At 70.9% G+C, this 26,945-nt stretch carries 24 protein-coding genes and 2 tRNA genes; 14 read left to right on the top strand and 12 right to left on the bottom strand.

Annotated elements, in window-relative coordinates; genetic code table 11:
• The first annotated feature begins 49 nt into the window (after positions 1 to 49).
• A complete protein-coding gene (locus AMK33_RS06135) occupies positions 50 to 997 on the top strand; it encodes a D-2-hydroxyacid dehydrogenase (protein WP_073931705.1) in 948 nt (315 codons plus the stop codon).
• Positions 998 to 1,014: 17 nt separating this feature from the next.
• The gene (locus tag AMK33_RS06130) at positions 1,015 to 2,409 is read left to right on the top strand and encodes an amidase (protein WP_073931704.1); all 1,395 of its coding nucleotides are present in this window, start codon (positions 1,015 to 1,017) and stop codon (positions 2,407 to 2,409) included.
• A 209-nt stretch (positions 2,410 to 2,618) separates the two neighbouring features.
• On the opposite strand, the gene AMK33_RS06125 is transcribed toward AMK33_RS06130, so the two are convergent.
• Positions 2,619 to 3,116, bottom strand: coding sequence for a DUF3830 family protein (locus AMK33_RS06125; protein WP_073931703.1), 498 nt, complete (start codon positions 3,114 to 3,116; stop codon positions 2,619 to 2,621).
• Between the two features lie 97 nt (positions 3,117 to 3,213).
• Between AMK33_RS06125 and ehuB the strand changes: the two genes are divergently transcribed.
• The 6 genes from ehuB (at position 3,214) to AMK33_RS06095 (ending at position 7,383) form a co-directional block, all read left to right on the top strand.
• Positions 3,214 to 4,128: an ectoine/hydroxyectoine ABC transporter substrate-binding protein EhuB gene (gene ehuB, locus AMK33_RS06120; RefSeq protein WP_073931702.1), complete on the top strand. Its 915-nt coding sequence runs from the start codon at positions 3,214 to 3,216 to the stop codon at positions 4,126 to 4,128.
• Complete coding sequence (gene ehuC, locus AMK33_RS06115; protein WP_073931701.1) at positions 4,125 to 4,838, top strand: ectoine/hydroxyectoine ABC transporter permease subunit EhuC; 714 nt, start codon at positions 4,125 to 4,127, stop codon at positions 4,836 to 4,838. Before ehuB ends, ehuC begins: the two co-directional genes overlap by 4 nt.
• A complete protein-coding gene (gene ehuD / locus AMK33_RS06110) occupies positions 4,838 to 5,488 on the top strand; it encodes an ectoine/hydroxyectoine ABC transporter permease subunit EhuD (protein WP_073931700.1) in 651 nt (216 codons plus the stop codon). The genes ehuC and ehuD overlap by 1 nt, the downstream gene beginning before the upstream one ends.
• Entirely contained in the window at positions 5,478 to 6,269 is a 792-nt protein-coding gene (gene ehuA, locus AMK33_RS06105; RefSeq protein WP_073931699.1) for an ectoine/hydroxyectoine ABC transporter ATP-binding protein EhuA, read from the top strand. The genes ehuD and ehuA overlap by 11 nt, the downstream gene beginning before the upstream one ends.
• 195 nt (positions 6,270 to 6,464) lie before the next feature.
• Positions 6,465 to 7,223: an IclR family transcriptional regulator gene (locus AMK33_RS06100; RefSeq protein ID WP_073931698.1), complete on the top strand. Its 759-nt coding sequence runs from the start codon at positions 6,465 to 6,467 to the stop codon at positions 7,221 to 7,223.
• 86 nt (positions 7,224 to 7,309) lie between these two features.
• Positions 7,310 to 7,383 (top strand) — tRNA-Lys (locus tag AMK33_RS06095).
• 71 nt (positions 7,384 to 7,454) lie between these two features.
• Here the strand turns inward: AMK33_RS06095 and AMK33_RS06090 are convergent.
• The 3 genes from AMK33_RS06090 to AMK33_RS06080 form a co-directional block, all read right to left on the bottom strand.
• Entirely contained in the window at positions 7,455 to 8,060 is a 606-nt protein-coding gene (locus tag AMK33_RS06090; RefSeq protein ID WP_073931697.1) for a lytic polysaccharide monooxygenase auxiliary activity family 9 protein, read from the bottom strand.
• A 125-nt stretch (positions 8,061 to 8,185) separates the two neighbouring features.
• Complete coding sequence (locus AMK33_RS06085; protein WP_073931696.1) at positions 8,186 to 9,343, bottom strand: SPFH domain-containing protein; 1,158 nt, start codon at positions 9,341 to 9,343, stop codon at positions 8,186 to 8,188.
• 431 nt (positions 9,344 to 9,774) lie between these two features.
• Positions 9,775 to 11,079, bottom strand: coding sequence for a peptidoglycan-binding protein (locus AMK33_RS06080; RefSeq protein WP_073931695.1), 1,305 nt, complete (start codon positions 11,077 to 11,079; stop codon positions 9,775 to 9,777).
• Between the two features lie 206 nt (positions 11,080 to 11,285).
• Here AMK33_RS06080 and AMK33_RS06075 point away from each other — a divergent pair.
• From AMK33_RS06075 to AMK33_RS06065, 3 genes are all read left to right on the top strand, one after another.
• Positions 11,286 to 11,359, top strand: a tRNA-Lys gene (locus AMK33_RS06075).
• A gap of 467 nt (positions 11,360 to 11,826) precedes the next feature.
• Positions 11,827 to 13,839, top strand: coding sequence for a glycosyltransferase family 2 protein (locus tag AMK33_RS06070; protein ID WP_073931694.1), 2,013 nt, complete (start codon positions 11,827 to 11,829; stop codon positions 13,837 to 13,839).
• Positions 13,836 to 15,776, top strand: coding sequence for a kelch motif-containing protein (locus tag AMK33_RS06065; RefSeq protein ID WP_073931693.1), 1,941 nt, complete (start codon positions 13,836 to 13,838; stop codon positions 15,774 to 15,776). Before AMK33_RS06070 ends, AMK33_RS06065 begins: the two co-directional genes overlap by 4 nt.
• A gap of 66 nt (positions 15,777 to 15,842) precedes the next feature.
• Here the strand turns inward: AMK33_RS06065 and AMK33_RS06060 are convergent, their stop codons facing one another.
• From AMK33_RS06060 to AMK33_RS06050, 3 genes are all read right to left on the bottom strand, one after another.
• On the bottom strand, positions 15,843 to 16,871 hold the full coding sequence (locus tag AMK33_RS06060; RefSeq protein ID WP_073931692.1) for a glycoside hydrolase family 6 protein: 1,029 nt from the start codon (positions 16,869 to 16,871) through the stop codon (positions 15,843 to 15,845).
• Positions 16,872 to 17,307: 436 nt separating this feature from the next.
• Positions 17,308 to 17,931, bottom strand: a complete 624-nt coding sequence (locus AMK33_RS06055; RefSeq protein WP_073931691.1) for a sortase domain-containing protein — start codon at positions 17,929 to 17,931, stop codon at positions 17,308 to 17,310.
• A gap of 93 nt (positions 17,932 to 18,024) precedes the next feature.
• Complete coding sequence (locus tag AMK33_RS06050; RefSeq protein WP_073931690.1) at positions 18,025 to 18,804, bottom strand: HAD-IIA family hydrolase; 780 nt, start codon at positions 18,802 to 18,804, stop codon at positions 18,025 to 18,027.
• A gap of 322 nt (positions 18,805 to 19,126) precedes the next feature.
• On the opposite strand from AMK33_RS06050, the gene AMK33_RS06045 reads away from it, so the two are divergent.
• Positions 19,127 to 20,629 (top strand): PQQ-dependent sugar dehydrogenase, encoded by a 1,503-nt coding sequence (locus AMK33_RS06045; RefSeq protein WP_235617991.1) that lies wholly within the window; start codon positions 19,127 to 19,129, stop codon positions 20,627 to 20,629.
• A gap of 186 nt (positions 20,630 to 20,815) precedes the next feature.
• On the opposite strand, the gene AMK33_RS06040 is transcribed toward AMK33_RS06045, so the two are convergent.
• Positions 20,816 to 21,973 carry an ROK family transcriptional regulator gene (locus AMK33_RS06040; RefSeq protein ID WP_073931689.1) on the bottom strand — a complete coding sequence of 386 codons (1,158 nt, stop codon included), beginning with the start codon at positions 21,971 to 21,973 and terminating at the stop codon, positions 20,816 to 20,818.
• Between the two features lie 55 nt (positions 21,974 to 22,028).
• Between AMK33_RS06040 and AMK33_RS06035 the strand changes: the two genes are divergently transcribed.
• Together AMK33_RS06035 and AMK33_RS06030 are read left to right on the top strand one after the other, a co-directional pair.
• Entirely contained in the window at positions 22,029 to 23,096 is a 1,068-nt protein-coding gene (locus AMK33_RS06035; RefSeq protein WP_073931688.1) for a Gfo/Idh/MocA family protein, read from the top strand.
• Positions 23,093 to 23,602: a heme-degrading domain-containing protein gene (locus AMK33_RS06030; RefSeq protein WP_073931687.1), complete on the top strand. Its 510-nt coding sequence runs from the start codon at positions 23,093 to 23,095 to the stop codon at positions 23,600 to 23,602. The genes AMK33_RS06035 and AMK33_RS06030 overlap by 4 nt, the downstream gene beginning before the upstream one ends.
• Positions 23,603 to 23,696: 94 nt before the next feature.
• Here AMK33_RS06030 and AMK33_RS06025 read toward each other — a convergent pair whose 3' ends face one another.
• The 4 genes from AMK33_RS06025 to AMK33_RS06010 form a co-directional block, all read right to left on the bottom strand.
• Positions 23,697 to 24,419: a S1 family peptidase gene (locus AMK33_RS06025; RefSeq protein ID WP_073931686.1), complete on the bottom strand. Its 723-nt coding sequence runs from the start codon at positions 24,417 to 24,419 to the stop codon at positions 23,697 to 23,699.
• A gap of 372 nt (positions 24,420 to 24,791) precedes the next feature.
• Positions 24,792 to 25,649 carry a fumarylacetoacetate hydrolase family protein gene (locus AMK33_RS06020; RefSeq protein WP_073931685.1) on the bottom strand — a complete coding sequence of 286 codons (858 nt, stop codon included), beginning with the start codon at positions 25,647 to 25,649 and terminating at the stop codon, positions 24,792 to 24,794.
• Positions 25,650 to 25,797: 148 nt separating this feature from the next.
• Entirely contained in the window at positions 25,798 to 26,514 is a 717-nt protein-coding gene (locus AMK33_RS06015; protein WP_073931684.1) for a YidC/Oxa1 family membrane protein insertase, read from the bottom strand.
• Positions 26,515 to 26,607: 93 nt separating this feature from the next.
• A complete protein-coding gene (locus AMK33_RS06010) occupies positions 26,608 to 26,931 on the bottom strand; it encodes a DUF6412 domain-containing protein (protein ID WP_073931683.1) in 324 nt (107 codons plus the stop codon).
• Between the last annotated feature and the right edge of the window lie 14 nt (positions 26,932 to 26,945).

Raw genomic sequence — 26,945 nt, 5'->3', positions numbered from 1 at the left:
CGGCATCACCCTCCCGAAGACCCCGGCCAGCCCGGAGAAACGGCGGCTCATGACCACCCCCACGCTGCTCGTGCTCGACGCCGACCCGCTCCCCCGCCTCGGCAGGCTCACCGGCCGGGTGCGGGTGGAGCACGCGGACGCCTCGACGCTCGCCGGGCGCCTGCCGTCCGCGGACGTGCTGCTGGTGTGGGACTTCACCTCGCACGCGGTGCGCGAGGCGTGGCCGGGCGAGGGGCCCCGGCCACGCTGGGTGCACACGGCGAGCGCGGGCGTGGACCATCTGCTCTGTCCGGAACTCGCCGCCTCCGACACGGTGGTCACCAACGCGCGCGGCGTCTTCGACCGGCCGATCGCCGAGTACGTCGCCGCGCTCGTCCTCGCCTTCGCCAAGGACCTGCCGCGGACGCTGGACCTCCAGCGGGAGCGGACCTGGCGGCACCGGGAGTCCCGCAGGGTCGCCGGGACCCGTGCCGTCGTGGTCGGCTCCGGGCCCATCGGCCGGGCGATCGCCGGCACGCTCGGCGCGCTCGGCGTCAAGGCGGCCCTGGTAGGGCGCACCGCACGGGCCGGTGTGCACGGCCCGGACGATCTCGACCGGCTGCTGGCCCGCGCGGACTGGGTGATCGCCGCGGCGCCGCTGACGGAGTCGACGCGCGGCATGTTCGACGCCCGCCGCTTCGGTGTGATGCAGCCGTCCGCGCACTTCGTCAACGTCGGCCGGGGACAGCTCGTCGTGGAGGACGCGCTGGCCGAGGCGGTGCGGCGGCGCTGGATCGCGGGCGCCGCGCTGGACGTATTCGAGAACGAGCCGCTCACCCCGGACAGTCCCCTGTGGCAGCTCCCGGGACTGGTCGTGTCGCCGCACATGAGCGGGGACACGGTCGGCTGGCGGGACGAACTCGGCGAGCAGTTCGTGGAGTTGTTCGAGCTGTGGGCGGCGGGCCGGCCGCTGGAGAACGTGGTCGACAAGCAGCGCGGGTATGTACCGGGTCACTGACGTCTCCAGGAGGCCGCATGTCCGAGCTCACCGAGCTGACCGCCGTACGACTCCTCGATGGTTACCGCGAAGGCGAGTTCAGCCCGGTGGAGGTGGTCCGGGCGGCGCTGGAGCGGGCGGAGGAGATCCAGCCGGAGGTGAACGCGTTCGTCCGGCTGCTGGCCGAGGAGGCGCTGGAGCAGGCGCGGGCGTCCGAGGAGCGGTGGCGGCGCGGTGAGCCGTGCGGGCTGCTGGACGGGGTGCCGGTCACGGTGAAGGACATCCTGCTGCTGCGCGGCGCCCCGACCCTGAAGGGCTCGCGGACCATCGACCCGGCGGCGGGCCGCTGGGACGAGGACGCGCCCTCGGTTGCCCGGCTGCGCGAGCACGGCGCGGTGTTCCTGGGCAAGACCACGACCCCCGAGTTCGGCTGGAAGGGCGTGACGGACTCGCCGCTGAGCGGTGTCACGCGCAACCCGCACGACCCGACACGCACGGCGGGCGGGTCCAGCGGGGGCGCGGCGGCGGCCGTGGCGCTGGGCGCGGGACCCCTCGCCCTGGGCACGGACGGCGGGGGCAGTGTCCGGATCCCGGCCGCGTTCTGCGGGATCTTCGCACTGAAGCCGACGTACGGGAGGGTGCCGCTGTATCCGGCGAGCGCGTTCGGCACGCTGGCGCACGTCGGTCCGATGACCCGGGACGCGGCGGACGCGGCACTGCTGATGGATGTGATCGGCGGCCCGGACTCCCGTGACTGGTCGGCGCTCGGGCCGGCGTCCGGCTCGTTCTCGGAGGGGCTCGCGGGCGGGGTGCGCGGGCTGCGGGTGGCGTACTCGCCGTCGCTGGGCGGGCAGGTCGCGGTGCGTCCGGAGGTCGCGGCGGCGGTGCGGCGGGCGGTGGAGCGGCTGGCCGGGCTCGGCGCGTACGTCGAGGAGACCGACCCCGATCTCACCGACCCGGTGGAGGCCTTCCACACCCTGTGGTTCGCCGGTGCGGCACGGGTGGCCCAGCACCTCACCCGTGAGCAGCGGGAACAACTCGATCCGGGGCTGCGGGAGATCTGCGGTGCCGGGGCCCGGTACTCGGCGCTGGAGTACCTGGCCGCGGTGGACGTCCGGATGGGCCTGGGCCGCCGGATGGGCCGCTTCCACGACCGCTACGACCTGCTGGTCACCCCGACCGTGCCGATCACGGCGTTCGAGGCGGGCGCGGAGGTGCCGAAGGGGTCCGGGCACCGGCGGTGGACGGGGTGGACGCCGTTCACGTACCCCTTCAACATGACCCAGCAGCCGGCGGCCACCGTCCCGGTGGGAGTCGACGGGGACGGGCTGCCCATCGGGCTCCAGATCGTCGCGGCGCGCCATCGCGACGACCTCGTGCTGCGGGGCGCGCACGCGCTGTACGGGGCGGGGGCGGGTACGTCGGCCGAGTAGTGGCCGGCGCGGGTGTGGGCGCGGGCCGGATCGCTTGCCCGCGTCGGCGGGGTGCCGCTGCGCCCACCCGTGCCGCCCTGGGGGTACCTCCCAGGCCGTTCAGGCACTGGGGGAGGCACGACTGCCCGCAGCTACGGGGGTGGGATGCCGCCCCAGCGGCACGGCTGCCCGCAGTTACGTCGCTCTCCGGCGTCCGTGCGCCCCCGCAGCTACGGCGCCCTGCGGAAGCTGAGTGCCTCTCCGGTCGCGCCCGTGCGCCACAGGTCGTTGCAGCCGGCGGCCATGGCGTCCAGGCCCTCTACCACCTGGCCCCAGACGATGCCGGGGACCCAGCCCACGTCGCCGTTGAGGAGGAGGTTGTTGCGTTCGTAGAACAGGGCCAGGTCCACGACCGTCGTACCGGGGCGGACCTCGCGGTCGTAGCCGTAGGACTTCGTGCCCAACTCGGCGCCCGCGAAGGAGAAATAGCACAGGTCGCCCGGAATGGGGGTGACCGTCGGGTTCTCCAGGGGCGGTTCCGCGTCCGCGAAGGGCGGGAAGAGGGCGTAGATCTCGTTGCGCGCGTACTTGGCGTGGTAGACGTCGCCGGACAACGGGAGGGATTTCCAGACGGCTTCACAGGTGATCGGCGCCCGGTCGTCGAGGAGTCGGGCCGTGCAGCTGATTCCACGCTTGACCAGGGAGATCTCGAGATATCGGTCTGCCATGTCCCCCATCGTCCCGCGCCGGTCAAGACCGCCCGACCGCCGAACGGGGCTGAAACTGGCCGGAATAACTCGCATCGCTTCGGGTAGCCGCGCCGCCATGGCTCCACCACTACAACCACTGAGACGATTCCGAGAAGCCTCCGGGCCCTCACGTCGGTCGCTGCTCGCGGGGGTCGCGGCGCTCGGCGCGCTGGGTGCCGCGGGCTGCTCCCGCGTGCCCACGGCGGCGGCCACGGGCGGCGGTGACCTGCTCGACCGGCTCAAGGCGGCGGGCGTCGTCCGCCTGGGCATAGCCGGCGAGATCCCGTTCGGTTACATCGACAAGAACGGCGATCTGACCGGCGAGGCGCCGGAGCTGGCCAAGGTCATCTTCAAACGGCTCGGCGTGGACCGGGTGCAGCCCGTGCCCACCGAGTTCGGCTCCCTCATACCCGGGCTGAACTCGCAGCAGTTCGACGTCGTGGCCGCCGGGATGTACATCAACCCGGACCGCTGTCAGCAGGTCATCTTCTCCGACCCCGACTACCAGATGCTCGACTCGTTCATCGTGCGCAAGGGCAACCCGAAGGACCTGCACGACTACCAGGACGTCGTCGAGAAGAAGGCGAAGTTCGCCACCGGCACCGGGTACGCGGAGATCGCGTACGCCGTCGAGGCCGGGTACAAGGAGAGCGACATCCTGATCGTCCCCGATCAGGTGGCCGGCCTGAACGCCGTCGAGGCCGGACGTGCCGATGTCTTCGCCGGGACCGCCCTCACCACCCGCGAAGTGGTGAAGAAGTCGAGCAAGGCCGAGGTGACGGAGGCCTTCAAGCCGATCGTCGACGGGGAGCCGCACGTCGACGGCGGCGGCTTCGCCTTCCGGCCGAACGAGACCAACCTGCGGGACGCCTTCAACGCCGAACTGCGCAAGCTGAAGGACAGCGGCGAGCTCCTCCGGATCCTCAAGCCCTTCGGTTTCACCGAGGACGAGATGACCGACATGACCGCGAAGGAGCTCTGCGGCGGATGACATCGGGACTCTGGGAACGCGTACTCGAGGGCGTCTGGGTCACCGTCCAACTGCTCGTGCTCAGCGCGCTGCTGGCGACGGCGGTCTCCTTCGTCGTGGGCGTCGCGCGCACCCACCGGCTGTGGATCGTCCGCTTCCTCGCCGGCTTCTACACCGAGGTGTTCCGCGGGACCTCGGCGCTTGTGATGATCTTCTGGGTGTTCTTCGTGCTGCCCCCGGCCTTCGGCTGGCAGCTCGTGCCGCTGTGGGCGGGCACGCTGGCACTCGGCCTGACCTACGGGGCGTACGGCTCGGAGATCGTGCGCGGTGCCCTCGCCGCGGTCGACCCGGCCCAGCGTGAGGGCGGTATCGCGCTCAGCTTCACGCCCTGGCAGCGGATGAAGCTGATCCTGCTTCCGCAGGCGGTGCCGGAGATGATCCCGCCGTTCTCCAACCTGCTGATCGAGCTGCTCAAGGGCACCGCACTGGTGTCCGTCATGGGCATGGGCGACCTGGCGTTCAGCGCCAACCTGGTGCGCCTGGCACTGCAGGAGAGCGCGGAGATCTACACGTACATCCTGCTGATCTACTTCGCGATCGCCTTCCTGCTGACCCGCCTGATGCGCGGTCTGGAGAAGAAGCTGAAGGCCGGGGTCGGCAAGGCGCCCGCGCGTAAGGCGGACGTGGAGCTGAAGCGGCCCGAGACGACCAACGTGGGGGGTGCCGTCTGATGGAGTGGGACTGGAGCGCGGTCTCCGACTTCATGCCGCACTTCTGGGACGGTCTGCTGGTCACCCTGCAGATCCTGGTCCTGGGCTCGCTGATCTCGTTCGCGCTGGGCCTGGTGTGGGCGCTGCTGATGCGGGTGCCGACGCGCTGGGTGACCTGGCCGGTCGGGGCGGTGACGGAGTTCGTCCGCAACACCCCGCTGCTGGTGCAGCTCTTCTTCCTGTTCTACGTGCTGCCCGAGTGGGGCGTGACCTTCTCGGCGCTGACCACCGGTGTCTTCGCCATCGGGCTGCACTACTCGACGTACACGATGCAGGTCTACCGGGCGGGCATCGAAGCCGTGCCGGTGGGCCAGTGGGAGGCGGCGACGGCGCTGAACCTGCCGCTGCGCCGGACGTGGACCGCGGTGATCCTGCCGCAGGCCGTGCGCAGGGTGGTGCCCGCGCTCGGCAACTACGTCATCTCGATGCTGAAGGACACGCCGCTGCTGATGGCCATCACCGTGCTGGAGATGCTCGGTGAGGCGCGGCTGTTCTCGCAGCAGAACTTCCAGTTCACCGAGCCCCTGACGGTGATCGGCTTCGCCTTCATCGTCATCTCCTACCTGGCCTCCCTTGCCCTGCGAGCCCTGGAGCGACGCCTTGTCCACTGACACCCACGCCCCGTTCGACAAGAAGCCCGAGAGCCCGAGGGGCAACGGCGAGCTGATCCGCCTCGAGCAGGTCACCAAGCGGTTCGGGAACCACACGGTCCTGGACCACCTGGACTTCTCCGTGGACGCCGGCAAGCACGTCACGCTGATCGGTCCGTCCGGTTCGGGCAAGACCACGATCCTGCGGCTGCTGATGACGCTGCTGAAGCCCGACGAGGGCACGATCACCGTCGACGGGGAGCAGCTCTTCCCGGCGCCGGAGAAGCAGGTCCGCGAGGTCCGCAAGAAGATCGGGATGGTGTTCCAGCAGTTCAACCTGTTCCCGAACATGACGGTGCTGCGGAACATCACCGAGGCCCCGGTCACCGTGCTCGGCATGTCCAAGGACGCGGCCGAGGAGCGGGCGCGGGAACTGCTGGAGATGGTCGGGCTGACCGACCACGTCGACAAGCACCCCGCGCAGCTTTCCGGCGGTCAGCAGCAGCGGGTGGCGATCGCGCGGGCGCTGGCGATGCGGCCGCAGGTGCTGCTGCTCGACGAGGTGACCTCGGCGCTCGACCCGGAGCTGGTCGCGGGCGTCCTGGACGTGCTGCGGGACATCGCCCGCTCCACCGACATCACCATGCTCTGCGTGACCCACGAGATGAACTTCGCCCGGGACATCTCCGACCAGGTGCTGATGTTCGACCAGGGCCGGATCATCGAGGCGGGCGCGCCGGAGAAGATCTTCAGCGAGCCGGAGCACGACCGGACACGGGAATTCCTCAGCGCGGTGCTGTAGCCACGGGCCGTGAGCAAGGCAATACCCGAGGTCGACACCCTGGATCATCCCCCTGGCATATGCCAGGGGGTCGGCGTCGCAGATGAGGGGGCCGCGTTCTCGTCAACACCCGCTTCCCCGAGGCCGTTTGACGGCTATCGTGGAAGGGATTCGCTGACCGGATTGCGGCCCCAAGAGCGAGCGCAGGGGGAAACCGTGGCGCTGAGGCACGAGCCGACCGCGTCGTACCACTCGGTCCAGGACGCGCTGCGCGTCCTGGAGACGGTGGCGCGGCACACCACAGGAGTCACCGACACCGACATCGCCCGCGAGACCGGCCTCGGCATGGAGCGGCTGACCACGCTCCTGCGGATGCTGCGCCGCGAGGCCTACGTCGAGCAGATCGCCGACGGCGCGTACGTCACCGGAGCGGCCTTCGCCCGCCTGGGCTCCGCCGAGGGACACGAGGAGGCGCTGCGCGAGAAGATCCAGGGCACCCTGGACCGGCTCCGCGACCGGGTGGGCGCCGCCGTCTACATCAGCCGGTACGTCGACGGAGAGGTCAAGGTCACCCAGTACGCCGACGGCCCGGCCACCCCGAAGGTCAACGAGTGGGTGGACTTCCGTCACTCCGCGCACGCCACCGCGTTGGGCAAGAGCCTGCTCACCCAGCTCGACCACGACGGCCGGCGCGACCATCTCGCCCGGTACCGGATGGCCCGGCTCACCTCGCGCACCATCACCAGTGACACGCTGCTGCTCTCCCGGCTGGCGGCGCAGCCGCCCACCGTGCCGGTCCTCGACCTCCAGGAGTACGCGGTCGGCACGGTCTGCGCGGCCGTCCCGATCACGGCCGGCTCCTCGGTGGGCTGTCTGGCGCTGTCCCTGCCCCTGGCGCACGCCCACCGCCTGCGCCAGGCCGCCGACACGCTCAACCGGAACGCGGCCCCGGTGCTGCTGTCGCTGACGATCTAGCGTGCTCGGGGGTGGTACGGACCACCCTCGTGGACCGGGTAGTATTTTCTCTGTCGCCGCCCGCGAAAGCGGACGGCGGGAGTCATGCGCCGCTAGCTCAGTTGGTTAGAGCAGCTGACTCTTAATCAGCGGGTCCGGGGTTCGAGTCCCTGGCGGCGCACCGAGAAGGGCCTCTCGTGGGAGCGAGAGGCCCTTTGGCGTGCTCGGGCGATGCTCAGACGTTCAGAGCGTTCAGAACGTCACGTCCGAGCAGGCGTAGAACGCGTTGCCCGTGTCGTGGACCGTCCACACCGCGAGGATCACGTGGTGCCCGCTGAGCCCGGACGGCAGTCGGCCGCTGTGCGACAGGGTCCCCGGCGGACGCTGGCCGTTGTAGGGCACGGTGAAGAACGGGGTGAGGTTGAGGTCGGACCGGGACAGCCTGTGGTTCTGGTTCCAGCCCGGCTTGGTGACGTAGTACTTGAAGTCGGTGGTGGCGTGCATGGCCGTGAACTGCCACCGGAAGGTGTAGTTCTGGCCGCCGGACACCCGGGTCGTGGGCCAGGCGCCGCCCGAGGGGGTCTTCGGGCTGTCGAGCTGGGCGAACCGCGTGTTGTTGGCGGAACAGAGCTGTCCGTCGGCGGGGCCCGAGGCGGGGAAGCCCTTCGGGCCCTCGACGCTCTGCGGCTCCCACTGGATGGATCCGCAGTTGGCCACCGAGCCGTTCTGGCAGAGCTTCTGCCGGCTGACCGGCAGATCCGTGTAGCCGTGGCCGCTGGCACCACCGGAGGAGAGCACAAGCGCTCCGGTCGTGGCCAGCCCCACCGCGGCTGCGTACGTCTTGGTCCTTGTGCGCATGCTGCTGCTCCTGGTGAACGTGGGGGAGTTTCCGTGAGCCGTGCAGGTAGGTCTAGACCAAGTCTGAGATTATTGCCGCGGATTGAACATGTCCATACCAATCGCAGGGTCCGTTCCCCCGCCGTTCACGGACCCGCCTCTCCCCGTCCCGCGCAGAACGCCACCGTCAGGTCCTTCACCAGCACCTTGCGTTCGTAGTCGTCCAGTTCCACCAGCCCCCGCGTGGTCAGCCGGGTCACCGTGTCCTCCACCGAGTCCACGACCGAGCCGAGCACGCTCGCCCGGTGCTGGGCGTCCAGCGCGGCGATCCGGCGCCGGTGCATCGCGGCGGCCACCTCGGGCGCGTACTCCACCCGGACCGGCCGCACCGCGAACACCTCCAACCCCACCGGCGCGGTGTCCGTCGCCACCAGCCGGGTCAGCGCGTCCTGCGTCGCCTCCACCGCGCCCTTGCCCGCGCCCGGCGCCGCCACCGGCACCCGCACCAGCGCCGCCTCGACGCACGCGCGCAGGTACGCCTCGTGGTCCTCGACGCCCAGCGTCGCCCGCGCGGTGTCCCGCACCCGCCACACCACCAGTACGGCCACCCGCAGCGCGACCCCGCTGCGGTCGGCCGCCCGCACCGGCTCACCGCGCCAGTGCCGCAGCCGTACGTCGACCCGGCGGCGCAGCAGCAGCGGGTTGATCCACATCAGCCCGGTCCGCCGGACGGTCCCCCGGTAGCGGCCGAACAGGCCGAGCACCCAGGCCCGCCCGGTCCGCCCGCGGGCCAGCCCGCCGAACCCGATCAGACCGAGCGCCCCGGCCCCCGCGTACGCCGCCCACTGCGCGGGGCCGAGCCCCTCCGCACCGGCACGCGCCGCCGGCCCGAGCGCCTCCGCCACCGGCGGCGGCAGTACGCCCGCCCACCACGAGGTGACCGCGCAGCCGGCCACCCCGCACACCCCGGCGAGCACCCCCGCGAGGCCGGGCAGCACCCGCGCGGGCCGCTCCACCAGCTCGGGGTCGACCTGCGGGACGACCGACCGGGCCCGCTTTCCCGTGCCCTGGCTCCGGCCCTGACCCTGGGGAACCTTCCCGTCCGCGTCCGCCCGGCGGGAGACGACCGCCGGACGCAGCCGCACCGGCGCAGGCCCGGGAGCGTCGCGGAACAGCAGGTGGACGGGGATCTCGGTGGTGGACTCGGTATGGATCAGCCGAACCGGCCGGACAGCCGCCGAGCGGTCCGACGGCTCCTCGGACTCGGGAACGTGCTCGGGAATGGGGGACATCGTCGTGGTCATCAGGTCCCTCCGTGGAGACCCCCGCCTCCAGGCGGGGGAGGAGACGAACTCCTGCGAAGCAGGGGAGGCAGCGGGGCTTCGTCCTCAGAGCGAAGGACCGTCCCACCACACAGGGGGAGTCGGGTGGATCGAGCGGCAAGGTCGACTTCGCCCGGCTGGCGAGAGCCGAGCCGGTCGGGTCTGCCGCCGGGCCGGCGGGATGTCAGGTCTGCAGAGCCGGCGTAAGACCGATGGCTGGTACACCGGTCCTTGCCGTTTGTTCGGGTCGGCGGCTGTCGATGAAGCAGAGAGCTCAACCCGCGAGGGCTGAATCTCCCCGCTTCAGCTGGGAGAGATGTCAAGCGTGCCTCCAGCCTCCGTACGCACGCGCGCCAGAAGCGTCACATCGGGGGATGCGGGCGCCAGGGACACCCTGACGCCCGCAGGGGTGGTCAAGAGAAGAGCCGCCGCCAGGTCTCCGGCCCCGGCAGCCCGTCCGCCGCTCCGCCGCGCCAGCCCTGGGCCCGCTGGAAGGCCTCCACGTTGCGTCGGTCGGCCTCGCTCCAGCGCGGCCCCGGGCCCTTCGTGTAGTACCGGCCGAACCCCTTCTTCACCAGTTGTCTCCCGAGCCGCGTGACATGGTCGTTGACGGCGCCCGGCCGGAAGGACGCCCGGCCCGGATAGCCCGGCACCCCGTGCGAGCCGGAAGCGGAATCTCCGCTTTGTACGTCCCGGCCCCCGCCGGTCACCAGCAGCTCCCAGGTCAGCGGCCCCGGCAGCCCGTCCGCCGCCGCGCCCCGCCACCCCTGGGCCTCCTGGAACGCCCGGGTCGCCCTGCGGTCCGCGTCCGTCCAGCGCGGTCCGGAAGGAGCGGTGTAGAAGCGCCCGGCACCGCGGGCGACGAGCATCCGGCCGAGCTCGGCGACGTACTCGTTCTCCGCGCCGGGGCCGAAATACGCCGCTCCGGGGAACGGCGTCCGGCCCGTCGGGAGGGACGCCCCCGCCCCCGCCGCGCCGTCGGTCACCCCCTTGTAGCGGTACGGGACATAGCGCGCGGAGTTGTTCCAGTAGGCGTACGGGGTGGTCTTCCGGCGGGTGTGCGGCGCGGTCTGTTCATAAGCGACGTACTGGGAGCGGACGGTGTCCGTCCAGCCGCCGAAAAGGACCACATGTGATCCGCCGTACGGGTCGGCCGCATTGTGGAACAGCAGTATGTCGCCCGGCTGGAGTTCGTCCTTGGTGATTCTCTCGGCGTATTTCCCGAGGCTGCCGGTCCATTCGTTCCCGGGCAGTCGCCAGGCCATCGAGACATAACCCGAACAGTCCTGCCGGTAACCGTCGGACCAGTAAGAGCCCACGCCGTACGGAACCTTCCGGGTGACCCAGTTCCGGGCCCGCTCGACGATGTCCGCGCGGGTGATCGCGGGCACCCGCGCGGGGCGTGCGAGGCTCGCGGGCCGGGCCGCCTGACCGCCGGGACCGTGCAGCGGGGCCCGTGTCCCCTGCGGGGTGCCCGGCTCGTCACCTGCGGGAACGTCCGGGCCGGCGGGCCGCTGGGTCTGGGGGGCGGCGACCGCGGGTGCGGCGATCGCGGCCGATGCCACGACGGCCACGACGAGAGCGGTCCGGTGCGCCGCCGCCGGATGGCCGGGAAAGCGGCCGGTCCGGGAATGCGGCAGAACGCGTCGCCAGTGCGCGCAGCCGGGGCAGTCGCAGTCGTCCGCCGGATCGATTTCCTCGAATACCGGAGACTCCATGCGATTCCCCTCACACTCCCGGTCGATTTCGCCACGTCCGTGCACGACGGTCAGTTTCGCAACTGTCCTCCGCACGCGCATGTTGACGGTCCGAATGATGTACGGGCGGCGGACCGGGCCCCACCGGGCACGGACCGCGGATGGCGGCCGGACGGCCGGCGGTCGGGAGCACCCGCCGGGGTCCTGTAGAGTTACGCCGTCAGCGCGCGCCGCTAGCTCAGTTGGTTAGAGCAGCTGACTCTTAATCAGCGGGTCCGGGGTTCGAGTCCCTGGCGGCGCACCGACCCGACGGGCTCCTCGTGCACACGAGGGGCCCGTCGGTTTTTGGCCTGATACCCCCTCGCGACCGTTGAACGCAACCCACTCGGCGCACGTATGCAACATCGGCCCCACGGCTCTCCCTCACCGTTCACAATAATCCCGTATGACCGGTGAACACCGTGTTTCGTACCTTGCGATCATGATGGGCACCGTAGAACCTGGGTTCTTCGAGTTGCTGCGGGTTCGCGGCGGTTGGGGGGCAAGAAACCGGTTGCTGGTGATGCGGGGCGAGGGGTCCCGCATCATGAAGCGGTGCCGAGGGGGGCATCATGCAACCGGAACAGCGCTGTGCCGTGTCTATAAGGTGTGGGTGACGTGGTGACAGCGGTCCACCACTGATACGTCTGTGACGGTCGAGGGGCACCGGACCGGACGTGCGGAAGCTACGAAGCACGCGGTGGCAGCCGTGTGTTGGGGGGATGACTCATGACGTCGACGCCGACGGGCGCCCAGAGGGACGACGACCCGTCCCAGACCACCCAGCTCAGGGTGCCCGGCCACCGGAACTGGAACACGGGCGCGTTCCGCCGGATCAGGAAGACGCTGCCGAGATACGACTACGAGCACTACAGCCGGCTCGCGGGTCCCCTCACCCAGCCCGATCCGAACAAGCCGTACAAGGTGCAGTACCGCTCGCTGATCGGCCAGGAGCCGCACCGCATCCGGATCGCGCTGATGCTGGCCGCCGCCCCGGTGCTGTCGCTGGTACTGCTGTTCTGGCTGCTCCAGCCCTCGCACTGGACCGAGCGGGACTACGTGGAGTTCGAGTGGCTGCCCGCCCTCGACGTCGTCATGCTCGTCTCGATCGGTCTGATCGAGTTCTTCCGCTGTATGAACGTGCTGTCGAACGCGCACGCCACGCTGGTCGCCCGTGACCCGATCCCGGTGGTGCCCGAGACCGGCACCCGGGTCGCCTTCCTCACCTCCTTCGTGCCCGGCAAGGAGCCGCTGGAGATGGTGACGAAGACCCTGGAGGCGGCCGTCAAGATCCGCCACCGGGGCCTGATGCACGTCTGGCTGCTCGACGAGGGCGACGACCCCGAGGTGAAGGAGGTCTGCGCCCGTCTCGGCGTGCACCACTTCTCCCGCAAGGGCGTCGCGAAGTGGAACCAGAAGAAGGGCGCGCACCGCGCCAAGACCAAGCACGGCAACTACAACGCCTGGCTGGACGCGCACGGCGACGACTACGACTTCTTCGCCTCCGTCGACACCGACCACGTGCCGCTGCCGAACTACCTGGAGCGGATGCTCGGCTTCTTCCGCGACCCGGACGTCGGCTTCGTCATCGGCCCGCAGGTCTACGGCAACTACGACAACTTCGTCACCAAGGCCGCCGAGTCCCAGCAGTTCCTCTTCCACGCGCTGATCCAGCGCGCCGGCAACCGCTACGGCTCGCCGATGTTCGTGGGCACCTCCAACGCCGTACGCATCAAGGCGCTCAAGCAGATCGGCGGTCTGTACGACTCGATCACCGAGGACATGGCGACCGGCTTCGAGATGCACCGCCACAAGAACCCGGCGACGGGCAGGAAGTGGCGCTCGGTCTACACCCCGGACGTGCTCGCGGTCGGTGAGGGCCCCAACGCCTGGACCGACTTCTTCACCCAGCAGATGCGCTGGTCGCGCGGTACGTACGAGACGATCCTCAAGCAGTACTGGAAGGGCTGGTACTCGCTGCCGCCGAGCAAGCTCTTCAACTACACGATGATGATCATCTTCTATCCGATGTCGGCCCTGAACTGGATCCTGGCGGCGCTGAGCTGTGCGCTGTTCCTGGGCCTGGGCGCCTCGGGTGTGAACATCGACCCGGCGGTCTGGCTGATGCTCTACGGCAACGCCTCCGCCCTGCAGATCGGCCTGTACGTCTGGAACCGCCGCCACAACGTCTCGCCGCACGAGCCGGAGGGCTCCGGCGGTGTGGCCGGCATGGTGATGTCCGCGCTGTCGGCGCCGCTGTACGCGAAGGCGCTGATCGACTCCGTCCTGCGCAAGAAGAGCAAGTTCGTGGTCACCCCGAAGGGTGACTCGGCCAGCCCGGACACCTGGTTCGGAACCTTCCGGTACCACTGGTACTTCATCCTGATCTTCGCCGGTTCCATCGCCGCGGGCTACGTCTACGGGCACTCGCACCCGGCGATGGTGATCTGGGCGACCTTCGCCCTGCTGATCACCGCCGCGCCGATGTTCGCCTGGCGGCACGGCATGCGGCAGGACCGGAAGAAGCCCGGCGCCCACGCCGGGGGCGGGCAGCCGGACGCCGGGCAGGAGCCCCGGACGCAGACGCTGCCGCAGATGCCGCAGCAGCAGCACGCCCCGCAGGAACGGCCCCAGTGGGCCGCCTCGCACGGCGGGCCCGCCGCGGGCACCGGGGGCGCGGCCCCCGGGAACGACCAGACCATGCAGATCGCCCTTGGTGGACTTGGGGGACGTAAGGAATGAAGGACCGTGCAGGCCGCCGTCGCGCCCGTCGGATCGCGATAGGCACGGCGGTGGTGCTGGCGCTGGCCGGAATGAACGGGCCGTGGCTGTACCGCTTCAGCACCGAGAAATACCACCAGTACAAGATCAACCAGCCCGAGTACAAGGCCGAGAACGGCAAGTGGGAGATCGTCGAGTTCCCCGAGGAGTACCGGCAGAACACCATCCACGCGGCGCTGTTGCGCACCGGCAAGGTGCTGCTCATCGCCGGGTCGGGCAACGACCAGGACAACTTCGACGCCAAGAAGTACGACACCCGGATCTGGGACCCGGTCAAGGGCACCATCAAGAAGGTGCCCACGCCGGAGGACCTGTTCTGCACCGGCCACACCCAGCTCGCCAACGGCAACCTGCTGATCGCTGGCGGCACCAAGCGGTACGAGAAGCTCAAGGGTGACGTGAAGAAGGCGGGCGGCCTGATGGTCGTCCACAACGAGAACCCGGACAAGCCGATCACCCTGCCGGCGGGCACCAAGTTCACCGGCAAGGAGAACGGCAAGACCTTCGTCTCGAAGGACCCGGTGCTCGTCCCGCGCGCGAAGAAGAACTTCGACCCGGAGACCGGCGAGTTCCTGGGCAACACCCCGGGTTACGGCCGTACCTACGTCGAGGCGGAGAAGAACGGCAACAAGTACGCCACCGGCACGCAGGACAACTACACCGTGCAGGGGCTGAGCGGCGAGGACGCTCAGAACACGTACGGCATCGCCGAGAAGCTCGCCCTGGACAAGAAGGACTTCCAGGGCATCGACGACGCCTTCGAGTTCGACCCGGTCGCCGAGAAGTACATCAAGGTCGACCCGATGAAGGAGTCCCGCTGGTACCCGACGCTCACCACCCTGAGCGACGGGAAGATCCTCAGCGTCTCCGGCCTCGACGACATCGGCCAGCTCGTCCCGGGCAAGAACGAGGTCTACGACCCCGAGACCAAGGAGTGGACCTACACCGAGAAGGTCCGCCAGTTCCCGACGTACCCGGCGCTGTTCCTGATGCAGAACGGCAAGATCTTCTACTCGGGTTCGAACGCCGGCTACGGACCGGACGACGTGGGCCGCGACCCGGGCGTCTGGGACGTGGAGACCAACAAGTTCGAGAAGATCCCCGGGCTGAGCGACCCGAACATGATGGAGACGTCCGGCACGGTGCTGCTGCCGCCGGCACAGGACGAGAAGTACATGGTGATCGGCGGCGGCGGGGTCGGCGAGTCCCAGCTCTCCAGCGAGAAGACCCGCATCGTCGACCTCAAGGCCGACGACCCGGAGTTCGTCGACGGGCCGTCACTGGACAAGGGCACCCGCTATCCGCAGGCGTCGGTCCTGCCGAACGACGAGGTGCTGGTCACGGGCGGCTCCGAGGACTACCGGGGCCGCAGCGACTCCAACATCCTCGAGGCGCGGATCTACGACACGGAGAAGAACGAGTTCAAGCGGGTCGCCGACCCGCTGGTGGGCCGCAACTACCACTCGGGCTCGATCCTGCTGCCCGACGGCCGCGTGATGGTCTTCGGCTCCGACTCGCTCTACGCCGACAAGGCCAACACCAAGCCGGGCGAGTTCGAGCAGCGCATCGAGATCTACACGCCGCCGTACCTGTACGGGGACAACGAGCAGCCCGATCTGTCGGGCGGGCCGAAGACCATCGAGCGCGGGGAGTCCGGGACGTTCACCTCGGCGGACGCGGCGTCGGTGAAGAGCGTGCGGTTGATCCGGCCCAGTGCGTCCACGCATGTCACCGATGTGGATCAGCGGTCGATCGCGTTGGACTTCAAGACGGACGGGGACAAGATCACTGTGACGGTGCCCAAGGGCAAGAACCTGGTTCAGTCGGGGTGGTACATGTTGTTCGTCAATGACGGGGAGGGTGTGCCCAGTAAGGCGCAGTGGGTGCAGGTGCCGTAGCGCTCCCGCGGGTGCGTCGTTCGGGGGCGGGAGCGCTGTGGCCTGTCGCGCAGTTCCCCGCGCCCCTCAGGTTTCCGACCCTTGCGCCAGTTTCAAGGCGTACTCCGGCCACCACTCGCCGGCCTTCGGGCCGCCCTTGCATTCGCCGTCCGACTCTCCCGGTCGCTTCACCCACAGGTAGGCGTCCACCAGGGGGTCGGACGTCTTCGTCGTCGGGGTTTCGCCGAGGGCGCGGCCCGGAGGGTTGCACCAGCGTTCGTCCTCGGCGCCCTCGGTGTAGGGGCCGTTGCCGTTGCGGCTGGTGTCGATGACGAAGTGCTTGTCGCCGATCTTGGCGGAGAGCTGCTTGCCGTAGGCGATGGAGTCCTCGGTGGAGTAGTAGTTGGAGACGTTCACCGAGAAGCCGTCGGCCCGGTCGATGCCGGCCCACTTGAGCGGCTCGTGGATCTGGTCGGGTTCGCCCCAGCCGGCGTTGCCCGCGTCCAGGTAGACCTTGGTGTTCTTCAGGCCCTTCAGCTTGGCGATGGCGCCCTTGAGGAGGTCGTAGCGCTCCTCGTGGAACTCGCCCGGGGTGCAGCCGTCCACCAGGTGCAGCACCGCGTCGGGTTCGAGGATCACGGTCGCCGGACGGTCACCGATGCCCTTGGCGACACTGTCGACGAAGTCGCGGTAGGCGTCGCCGTCGGCGGCGCCGCCCCGCGAGTACTGGTCGCAGTCGCGGTGCGGGATGTTGTAGAGGACCAGCAGCGCGGTGCGGCCCGCCTTCTCCGCGCCCTCGGTGAAGCCGCGGGCCTGCTCCTCGGGGTTCTCCGGGCTGATCCACTCGGCGACGGGCTGCTGGGCGATCTTGCGGATCTGGTCGGCCTCCGCCTTCTTGCCGTCCTCGACCAGTTGGGCGACCTGCCGTGCGGCGTTGCCGTCCGGGTTGACCCAGAACGGGTCGGACTCCTTCGGCTGCTGGGTGATCCCCGCGCCGGCGTCCGCACCCCCCTTGTCGTCCGAGGACGAACACCCGGTCATCAGTAGCGCTGCCCCCAGCACCACCGCGGACGCCCGCCCCCCGGTGAACGCCCCGACCCCCCTGCTGCCGTACATCAAGCCCCCCTTGGGTGCACTTGTTCCATGTGCTCCGAGCCCCAATCCTGACATACGTCCCGCGACGCCCACGAGGTCGAACCCCACCTTGTCCGCCAGCTGTTACAGCGTGGTGGCACAGGCGCTCCCGGTCATGCCGTACGGGCCGGTGGCGAGGCCGCCGGCGGGGGCCACCTGCGGGGATCACGGACCGCGACCGGACCGGGACCTGGCGTCAATCACCCCTGGGCCCGGCACGTCTTTCGTTCTGGAGTCGTGCGCACCACGGGCCATCGCGGCCTCCCGCGCCGGTCGCCGGGTCACTCCCGCGGCCCGGACCCCGCGCGGTCGAGGACCGGCCCGGTCGGCGGCCTCCGGGGAGCGGGTCGCCGGCCGGACCAGGTGGCGGGCACCGGGGAGCGGGTCGCCGGCCGGGCCAGGCGGCGGGCACCGGGGCTCAGGGTCCGGTCGCGGTCAGATACGCCGAGACGATGACGTCGGCCGTGCAGCCGCCGGTGGTCCGGTCGGGGGGCTCGGCGCAGGCGACCAGCCGGAGTTCGGCCCGTCCCTCGCGGCGCGGCTCAGGGGTCTGCCGGATGTCGAACCGTTCGGGGGAGTGGGAGAGGACCTGGACGTCCTCCACGGTGAACTCGGCGGCCCCGGCGTCCGCGCGGGCCACCCGGATCTCCTGGCCGGGCTCGAGCGCGTCCACGGGGCGGAGGGCGGCCGACCCCACCAGCAGCGCGGTACCGGGCTCCCCCGGTGTCACCCCGTCCGCGGGCCGGCCGACCGTGCCCGGCCGGCCGTGCCCGTCGGCCACCACCGGTACGTGGAGGCCGAGGGCCGGGATGTCGAGGCGCCGCGGCGCCGCGGCGGCCAGGGGGTGGTGCGCGGGCGGCAGTTCGACCCGGGGAGGTCGTCCGGCCGCCGCCATGTCACCGGTGGCGGTCCCGGACATCCCGGCGGGTACGTCGCTCCGCTCACGGCCCCACAGCCACAGCCCGAGCAGCAGCACCACCCAGGCCACACCGGCGAGCAGCCGCCCGGTGCCGGACGGGCAGCGTTCCTCGTCGGAACCCATCGTGCACCTCCAGACATCTGGAGGGTCCCGCGCGGGGTCCGGGGCCGCATCCTCGTGAGCGCGGCAATTACTCCGTACGGGTGAACGTCGGTGTCAGATCAGGTCGACGAGGTCCGCGATGGAGTCCACGACCTTGGACGGCCGGTACGGCCAGTTCTCCACCTGCTCGGTCCGGGTCAGCCCGGTGAGCACCAGGAACGTCTGCATCCCGGCCTCGATGCCGGCCAGCACGTCGGTGTCCATCCGGTCGCCGATCATCGCGCTGCTCTCGGAGTGGGCCCCGATGGTGTTGAGGCCGGTGCGCATCATCAGCGGGTTGGGCTTGCCCGCGAAGTACGGCTGCCTGCCGGTCGCCTTGGTGATGAGCGCGGCCACCGCGCCGGTCGCCGGGAGCGGGCCCTCGGTGGAGGGGCCGGTCTCGTCGGGGTTGGTGCAGATGAAGCGGGCGCCGTCGTTGATCAGGCGGACCGCCTTCGTCATGGCCTCGAAGGAGTACGTACGGGTCTCCCCGAGGACCACGTAGTCGGGCTCGTGGTCGGTGAGGATGTAGCCGATGTCGTGCAGCGCGGTGGTCAGACCGGCCTCGCCGATGACGTACGCCGAACCGCTCGGACGCTGGTCGTCCAGGAACTTGGCGGTGGCGAGGGCGGAGGTCCAGATGTTCTCGATCGGCACCTCCAGACCCATGCGGCGCAGCCGGGCGTGCAGGTCGCGCGGGGTGTAGATCGAGTTGTTGGTGAGGACCAGGAAGGGCTTCCCGGAGTCGCGCAGCTTCTTGATGAACGCGTCGGCGCCGGGGATCGGTACGCCCTCGTGGATCAGCACCCCGTCCATGTCGGTGAGCCACGATTCGATCGGCTTGCGGTCTGCCATGTGCGGGATCTCCTGCCGTACGCGGTCCTGCGTGCGCCTCAGCCTAAACAGACCCGGATCTTGAGGGAATGCCGGATACGGCTCGGCTCGCGGGTGGATGGGCGGACGGACGGTTCGGTGGCGGCGGTGGGGCAGGGACGGTGTTTGCGCCAGGCGGCGCGAAAGTGGCGCAAACACGTGTTGCCGCTGTGGCGTGTGCGCCGCAGCCTGAGATGGCGGGAGCGCTCCCACGACCGCCCGTGCCCCTCACAGCCCCGTTCATCGGTCGCCGACAGCACGCGGAAAGAAGGAGATCGTGGTTTGTCATATACATGCCCTTAGGGTGCGGCTCCGTCTGGCGTTCGTCCTGTGCACCCTGCTCGCGGTGCTGCCGGCCCTCGTCCCGTCCGCCACCGCGGCGGCGGAGGAGGACGCGTCCGTCGTCCCCCTGCCCTCGCTCAAGGCGACCACCACCCAGGTCGCCTTCGGGCTGAGACGGCCCACCGCCATCGCCGCCCCCGACGACGGCACCGACCGGCTGTTCATCACCGAGAAGTCCGGCACCGTCCGCGTCTACCACCCGGACACCGGCCTGGAGCGCACCCCGCTGATCGACATCACCTCGGCCGTCGACGAGTCGGGCAACGAGCGCGGCCTGCTCGGCATCGCGATCCCGCCCGACTTCGCCGACAGCCAGGACCTGTACCTGGCGTACACGGCGCTGCCCGACGGCGCGGTCACCCTCGCCCGCTACCGGCTCGACGACTCCCGCCTGGAGCCCCTGCTCTCCCAGGAGCACGCCGAGTACAGCAACCACAACGGCGGCCAGCTCGCCTTCGGCCCCGACGGCAACCTGTACTGGAGCATCGGCGACGGCGGCGGCTCCGGGGACCCCTTCCGTTCCGGACAGCGGCTGGACACCCTGCTGGGCAAGATCATGCGGATCGACGTGAGCCGCGCGTGCGGCTCACTCGCGTACTGCGTCCCCTCCGACAACCCCTTCGTGGACACGCCCGGCGCCCGCGGGGAGATCTGGCTGTACGGACTGCGCAACCCGTGGCGGTTCTCCTTCGACCGGGCCGACGGCTCGATGTGGATCGGCGACGTCGGCCAGGGCCACTGGGAGGAGATCAACCATCTCGCTCCCGGCCGGGGCGGACTGAACCTCGGCTGGTCCTGCTACGAGGGCCTGGAGAAGTTCACGGACGGGGACTGCGAGCCCGGCGGGGAGTACACCGAGCCGGTCTTCACCTACTCCCCCTACACCGGCGGCTGTTCGGTCATCGGCGGGCACGTGTACCGGGGCCGGGAGTACGCCGACCTGGTGGGCGGCACGTACATCGCCACCGACTACTGCTCGTCCACGGTCTGGGCGCTGCGGCCCGACGGACGGGGCGGCTACGAGCAGGCCGAGATCGGCGAGACGCCCACGCAGGTGACGACGGTCGGCACGACCGTCGACGGGGAGTTCTACATGGTCAACGACCTGCCCGGCGGCCTGCACAAGGTGTCCTTCTCGCGGGAGGAACCCACCTGCCGGGTGGACCGTACGGTGACGGCCTGGGGCACCGGCATGACGGTCGACCTCACCGTCACCAACACCGGCGACACCCCGGTCGACGGCTGGACACTCGAGTTCCCGCTGACCCTGGACCAGACGATCATCTCCGACTGGAACACGACCCTCACCCAGCTGAGCAACACGGTCACGGCGACGAACGCCCCCCACAACGCCACCATCGCGCCGGGCGCGAGCATCACGCTGGGCTACCTCGCCCAACACACAGGCGAAACGATCCCACCACCCCGCTTCATGCTCAACGGCGACGCCTGCGCGGTGACGTAGCTGCGGGCGACGCAGCTGCGGGCAATCGTGCCTCCCCCAGTGCCTTAAGGGCCTGGGAGGTACCCCCAGGGCGGCACGGGTGGGCGCAGCGGCACCTGGCAAGCGCTGATAAGTGACACCTCCGCCCGTCAGCCACGCCAAGGCCGAACCAAGTCTGATACCGGAGGGGGCCGAGGCCCCCTCCGGTCAGGCATCGCCCCGCCCGAACAACGGCGCCAACAGCAACTGAGCCGCCCCCTCCGCAACCCCCTGCACCCCACCGGGCGCGACCCGCACCGGCACACCCCCGTCACCCCCACCCCCACCCTCCCGCCGAGCCCGCGCGGCGAGAACCGCCCCGACCCCCCGCACGAACGCCTCGGGCGCGGCAGCGACGGTACGCCCGCCGAGAAGAACCAGATCGATGTCGAGCAGCCCGACAAGATTCGCCGCCCCCGCCCCCAACACCCTCGCCGCCTCGGCGAGATCGCCGCGAGCGACAGCGTCCAGACACAACACCTCGACGCACCCACGCGCCCCGCAGGTGCACAGCCGCCCGTCCAACTGGATGACCTGGTGCCCGAACTCCCCCGCACCGGTCCTGGCCCCCCGGTACACACTCCCGCCCATCACCAGCCCCGCCCCCAGCCCCGTACCGAGGTGCAGATAGGCGAAGGAACCCCCCTCCCCGCCGACCGCCAGCCCCAACGCCGCCGCATTGGTGTCCTTGTCGACGACCACCGGCACACCGAGCCGCCGCGCCAGCGCGTCCCGGAGCGGAAAGCCGTCCCACTCGGGGAAGCCGGTGACCCGGTGCAGCACACCCTTCTCGTGGTCGAGCGGCCCGGGCAACGCGACCCCGACCCCGAGCGGAGCCCGGTCCGCCCCGGTCGTCCCCGGCACCCGAAGCGCCTCGACGACCCCGGCCACCCGCGCGAGTACCGCCGTCTCCCCCGCGCCCAGATCCAGCGGTGCCCGCCTCCGGTCCACCACCGTCCCGTCCAGGTCGACCAGCACCGCCCGCACCTCGTCCCGGTCCAGGTGGACGCCCACCGCGTGCCCCGCCTCCGGGACCAGCCGCAGCACCGTGCGCGGCTTTCCGCCCGTGGACGCCCGGCGCCCCGCCTCGGCCGCCAGCCCGTCCGCCCGCAGCCTGGTCGTGATCTTGCTGACCGCCTGCGGGGTGAGCCCGGTCCGCTCGGCGAGCTCCAGTCGGCTGATCCCCTCCGCTCCCGCGGTCCGCAGCAGGTCGAGCACGAGCGCGGTGTTGTGGCTGCGCAGGGCGAGCAGGTTCACCCCCAGCGGGGCCCCGTGCACCCCGTGCGCCCCGTACGCCCCGCCGATGCCGTCGTTCGTCCTGTTCACCCGCCCATTCTCTCCGCTGCTTGCACTTTGGCAACAGCGTTGCGAAAGTAGAGCCATGACTGGCACTCCCCTCCGCGTCGGCCTCGTCGGCTACGGCCTCGCGGGCTCCGTGTTCCACGCCCCGCTGATCGCCGCGACCGAGGGCCTCGCGCTCGACACGGTGGTCACCTCGAACCCCGAGCGGCAACGGCAGGCCCGCGACGGGTTCCCGGACGTACGCGTCGCCGCGACCCCGGACGAGCTGTTCGCCCGCGCCGGCGAACTGGACCTGATCGTCATCGCGTCCCCGAACAAGACGCACGTCCCGCTCGCCACGACCGCCCTGAAGGCCGGTCTGCCGGTCGTCGTCGACAAGCCGCTCTCCGGCACGGCGGCCGAGGCGCGCGAACTGGCGGACCTCGCCGAGGAGCGCGGCCTGCTCCTCTCCGTCTTCCAGAACCGCCGCTGGGACAACGACTTCCTCACCCTGCGCAAGCTGATCGACGAGGGCGGACTCGGCGACGTCCACCGCTTCGAGTCCCGCTTCGAGCGCTGGCGCCCGCAGCTCAAGGGCGGCTGGCGGGAGTCCGGCGACCCCACAGAGATCGGAGGTCTGCTCTACGACCTCGGCAGCCATGTCGTCGACCAGGCACTGGTCCTCTTCGGCCCGGTGACCGCCGTCTACGCCGAGGCGGACATCCGGCGCGACGGCGCGCGGACCGACGACGACACGTTCATCGCGCTGACGCACGCGAACGGCGTCCGCTCCCACCTCTACGTCTCGGCGACCACGGCCCAGCTCGGCCCCCGCTTCCGCGTCCTGGGCTCGAAGGCCGGCTACGTCAAGCACGGCCTCGACCCCCAGGAGGCCGCCCTGCGTGACGGCCTGCGCCCCGGTGCCGGCTGGGGCGTGGAACCCGAGGAGCTGTGGGGCCGCGTCGGTGCCGGCGAGTCCCCGGTGACCGGCGGCGGCAGCCCCGTACCGACCCTCCCGGGCGACTACCCCGCCTACTACGCGGCCGTGGCGAAGGCCCTGCTGGCCGGCGCCCCCAACCCGGTGACCGCGCGGGAGGCGGCCGCCGCCCTGGACGTACTGGAGGCCGCGCGGCGTTCGGCCCTGGAGAAGGTGACGGTGACGCTGTGACCACCCCGAAGCAGAACCCGGAACTCACCCCGGGCGTGGAGGAGCTGGAGGCGCAGGAACGCCGCCTGGTCTTCCGGCGGTTCACGCACGACGACGCGTGGGCGCTCGGCTCCCTGCTGGTGGAGATGGCGCGCGAGCGCCAGGCCCCCGTCGCCATCGACATCCACCGCGCGGGCCAGCAGCTCTTCCACGCCGCCCTGCCCGGCTCCGCCCCCGACAACGACGCCTGGATCGCCCGCAAGCGCCGGGTCGTCGAACGCTACGGCTCCGCCTCCTACCTGGTGGGCGCCCGCCACCGCGCCAAGGGCACGACGTTCGAGGATTCCTCGCGGCTCGACCCGGACACCTACGCGGCGCACGGCGGTTCGTTCCCGATCACCGTCGAGGGCGTGGGCGTGATCGGCGCGGTGACGGTCTCGGGCCTCCCCCAACTCCAGGACCACCGCTTCGTGGTGGAGGCCCTGGAGCGGTTCCTGGCCGACCGCGGGCCCGCCGCGTCGGACTGAGGCACTGGGACCGTCCTGCCGCGAAGGGCCCTCGCCGCGACGCGGTGAGGGCCCGGTGTCCGCCCGGGACGGGGAAGGGGCGGGGACGGACGGCTCAGACGCCGGCGACCGACTGGATCCAGGAGCGGTACGCCGTCACGTTGGTGTACGCCGTGGTCGTCTGGCGGTCGCTGGTGGAGGCGACGCCCACCTGGACGCCGTTCGCCATCATCGGGCCGCCGGAGTCGCCGCCGGCGGTGATGCCGTCGCCCCGGCGGGCACAGATGGCGGAGCCGCCGTAGGCGTCGCTGCAGCCGCTGGTGACCGTGACGTTGGCGACCTTCAGGTAGCGGGACTGGCAGTTGGCCTCCGAGCCGCACCGGGAGGTGGCGCCCCAGCCGTACACCTGCACGTTCTGTCCGACGCGCACGGTGCCCGGCTGCCCGAGTCTGGCGTAGGTCGCCGACACGGAACGGTCGAGGCGGACGAGCGCCAGGTCCGCGCCGTGGGTGTAGGTCTGGACGCCGTTGGCCACGGTGCCGCCGCTGTGCTGGTCCAGGCTGCCGATGCGGAACGACAGTCCGCCGCCGGTGACGCAGTGCTTGGCGGTGAGGATCCAGGTCGGGGCGATGATCGTGGCCGAACAGGTCTCCCTGCCGTTGGAGAACAGCCGGGCGGCCCAGGGACCGCTGGAGGCGTATCCGCCGCCGATGATGGGCTGCGGGGCCTTGGTGGTCGGGGGTGCCGGTGCCGCGGTGGCGGTGGCGGTGGGGACGAGAAGCGCGAGGACGGAGACCGCCGCTGCGGCGAGAGCGGGAACGAGCCTTGTTATGCGCAAGGTTCCTCGATTCGGGGAGACACGTCGCCTGGACGTGTGCGTGTGGGGGTCGACGGCCCCATGGGCCGCGCCCATGACGAACCGCCGCCCGCCGACGGCAAGTTCGTCATGAGCACGCCCAGAATCCCGGAGGAACCCCGAACGGGGTACTAACACTTGGCGATAACACAGTGCTATGGATGCGGGAAAAGGGGCGCGGGAAGCCAGTCACCGCCCCGCTTCCCCACTGACGCGAGTCGACCCACCCGAGGGGCGCGGAGCTGTGTCCACATGCGGCTCCGCCGCGCGGGCGCGACCAGCCACGACGCACCCGCGGCCGACGGCGAACCGCAGCTCCCCACCCCGTAGTCGCCCCCCTCCCCAGCGGAGCGCTTACGCGTCCTTGAACTCCTGCCGCTGCCGCCCGAGCCCCGAGATCTCCAGCTCGACCACGTCCCCCGCCCGCAGGAACGGCTTCGGCTCAGGCTTCCCCAGCGCCACCCCCGCCGGCGTCCCGGTGTTGATGACGTCACCGGGATACAACGTCATGAAGTGACTGACGTACCGCACGACCTCGCCCACCGGGAAGATCTGCTCGGCGGTCGTCCCGTCCTGCTTCAGCTCCCCGTTGACCCACAGCCGCAGCGACAGGTCCTGCGGGTCCCCGACCTCGTCCGCCGTCACCAGCCACGGCCCCAGCGGATTGAACGTCTCGCAGTTCTTCCCCTTGTCCCAGGTCCCGCCCCGCTCGATCTGGAACTCCCGCTCGGAGACGTCGTGCGCGACGGCGTACCCCGCGACATGCGCGAGCCCGTCCTCCGCCGACTCCAGATACCGCGCCGTACGCCCGATCACGACCGCCAGTTCGACCTCCCAGTCGGTCTTCACCGACCCGCGCGGCACCAGCACCGTGTCGTCCGGCCCGACGACCGTGTCCGCCGCCTTGAAGAAGACGACCGGCTCGGCGGGCGGCTCGGCCCCCGTCTCGCGGGCGTGGTCGTGGTAGTTCAGCCCGATGCAGACGATCTTCCCGATCCGCGCCACCGGCGGCCCGACCCGCAGCCCCTCCCCGTCCAGCGCGAGCAGCTCCCCGCTGTCGGCGGCGGCCCGGATCCGTCCGAGCGCGGCCTCGTCGGCGAGCAGCGCCCCGTCGATGTCCCCGACGAGACCCGACAGGTCACGCAGGATCCCCTCGTCGTCGAGCAGCGCGGGCCGCTCCTGTCCCACCGTGCCGACTCGCAGCAGCTTCATGATTCACGTCTCCCTCGATCGCGGGCCCGCCCGATGGGCACGGCCCGGTTGCGGCGAGACGCAGCCATCGGAGGACTGGTCGATCCTCCAAGGTGCCGTTCCACTCCGCAATACCCCGTTCACGTACTGGACCGTGCCCGCCCCGCGCTCAGCGGTACAGCACCGCCCGCTCCACCACGCTCCACGTCGTACTGGTCACCATGTACAGCGCGGCCGCCAGCGGCATGACGGCGACGGTGACGAGCGTGAAGAACGACATGAACGGCATCACCTTGGTCACCGCCCCCAGCCCCGGCACCTGCTCCCCCTCACCGGCCGCGGGCATCGCGGGGTTGGCGGCCATCATCCGCCGGGACAGCCGGTACCCGAACCAGGCGACCACGGTGACGACCGCGAACAGCCCGACGTACACGAGCCCGGCCCCGCCGAACACCCCGCCGTCCCCGAGCGCGTCCGCCCACCGGCCGCCGAGCGGCGCCTCGAACAGCCGGTGCCCGAGCAGCTCGTTGGTCCGCCCGCCGATCGTCTCGCTGGAGAACAGGTGGTACAGCAGGAAGAACGCGGGCAGCTGGAGCAGGCTGGGCAGGCACCCGGACAACGGAGACACCTTCTCCCGCGCGTGCAGCTCCATCACGGCCTGCTGCAACTTCTCCGGATGACGGCGGTGCTTGCGCCGCAGCTCGGCGATGCGCGGCTGGAGCGCCGCCCGCGCCTTCTGTCCGCGCGCGGCGGCCCGGGACAGGGGGTGGACGAGGAGTCGCACGAAGGCGGTGAACAGAACGATCGCGGCAGCCGCCGCGGAGACGCCGAACAGCGGCTGGAGCAGGTCGGCCAGGTGCTCGACCAGGCTGGCGAAGACGGACATGGGTGAGCCCTCCGGGGGTCTCGTCGTGCCGGAAGTACGGATGGCGGCATGACGACCCGCAGCGGGGCGTGGTGAACGTACGGAAGAAGCGCCCTACGCGGCGGTCGCCGGGAGGGCGTGTCCCGGTGCCCGGGGTCTGGTGCGTCCCTTGGCGTCGGGGTCGCGCTGGGGCAGGAAGGCCGTACGCCGGTCACGGTCGCGTATCGCCGTACGCACCCGCGTGGGCGCCACGGCGGGCACGCAGCGGGCGGCGAGGAGCGCGCAGACGGCGAGCGCGGCACCGGCCGCGGCGGTCGCGGCGAGCGCGACGTCGACCACGGAGAGCCCACCGGCGGCCGGCAGCAGGAGCAGGACGGCCTGGAGCAGCGGCAGGAGCACGGCGAAGGCGGAACGCACGGTCACCCGATGACGGATCACTCGCCGCCCCCTCC

It is taken from the genome of Streptomyces sp. CB02400 (genome assembly GCF_001905725.1).
GTDB classification, from domain to species: Bacteria; Actinomycetota; Actinomycetes; order Streptomycetales; family Streptomycetaceae; genus Streptomyces; species Streptomyces atrovirens.
The sequence above is the reverse complement of the archived record's forward strand: the minus strand, read 5'-3'. Positions and strand labels throughout refer to the sequence as shown.

What these genes read in the sequence shown, in the direction of transcription:
- AMK33_RS06135 (WP_073931705.1), top strand. Translation starts at nt 50, where the DNA reads ATGACCACCCCCACGCTGCTCGTGCTCGACGCCGACCCGCTCCCCCGC.
- AMK33_RS06130 (WP_073931704.1), top strand. Translation starts at nt 1,015, where the DNA reads ATGTCCGAGCTCACCGAGCTGACCGCCGTACGACTCCTCGATGGTTAC.
- AMK33_RS06125 (WP_073931703.1), bottom strand. Translation starts at nt 3,116, where the DNA reads ATGGCAGACCGATATCTCGAGATCTCCCTGGTCAAGCGTGGAATCAGC.
- ehuB (WP_073931702.1), top strand. Translation starts at nt 3,214, where the DNA reads ATGGCTCCACCACTACAACCACTGAGACGATTCCGAGAAGCCTCCGGG.
- ehuC (WP_073931701.1), top strand. Translation starts at nt 4,125, where the DNA reads ATGACATCGGGACTCTGGGAACGCGTACTCGAGGGCGTCTGGGTCACC.
- ehuD (WP_073931700.1), top strand. Translation starts at nt 4,838, where the DNA reads ATGGAGTGGGACTGGAGCGCGGTCTCCGACTTCATGCCGCACTTCTGG.
- AMK33_RS06090 (WP_073931697.1), bottom strand. Translation starts at nt 8,060, where the DNA reads ATGCGCACAAGGACCAAGACGTACGCAGCCGCGGTGGGGCTGGCCACG.
- AMK33_RS06085 (WP_073931696.1), bottom strand. Translation starts at nt 9,343, where the DNA reads ATGACCACGACGATGTCCCCCATTCCCGAGCACGTTCCCGAGTCCGAG.
- AMK33_RS06080 (WP_073931695.1), bottom strand. Translation starts at nt 11,079, where the DNA reads ATGGAGTCTCCGGTATTCGAGGAAATCGATCCGGCGGACGACTGCGAC.
- AMK33_RS06070 (WP_073931694.1), top strand. Translation starts at nt 11,827, where the DNA reads ATGACGTCGACGCCGACGGGCGCCCAGAGGGACGACGACCCGTCCCAG.
- AMK33_RS06065 (WP_073931693.1), top strand. Translation starts at nt 13,836, where the DNA reads ATGAAGGACCGTGCAGGCCGCCGTCGCGCCCGTCGGATCGCGATAGGC.
- AMK33_RS06060 (WP_073931692.1), bottom strand. Translation starts at nt 16,871, where the DNA reads ATGTACGGCAGCAGGGGGGTCGGGGCGTTCACCGGGGGGCGGGCGTCC.
- AMK33_RS06055 (WP_073931691.1), bottom strand. Translation starts at nt 17,931, where the DNA reads ATGGGTTCCGACGAGGAACGCTGCCCGTCCGGCACCGGGCGGCTGCTC.
- AMK33_RS06050 (WP_073931690.1), bottom strand. Translation starts at nt 18,804, where the DNA reads ATGGCAGACCGCAAGCCGATCGAATCGTGGCTCACCGACATGGACGGG.
- AMK33_RS06035 (WP_073931688.1), top strand. Translation starts at nt 22,029, where the DNA reads ATGACTGGCACTCCCCTCCGCGTCGGCCTCGTCGGCTACGGCCTCGCG.
- AMK33_RS06020 (WP_073931685.1), bottom strand. Translation starts at nt 25,649, where the DNA reads ATGAAGCTGCTGCGAGTCGGCACGGTGGGACAGGAGCGGCCCGCGCTG.
- AMK33_RS06015 (WP_073931684.1), bottom strand. Translation starts at nt 26,514, where the DNA reads ATGTCCGTCTTCGCCAGCCTGGTCGAGCACCTGGCCGACCTGCTCCAG.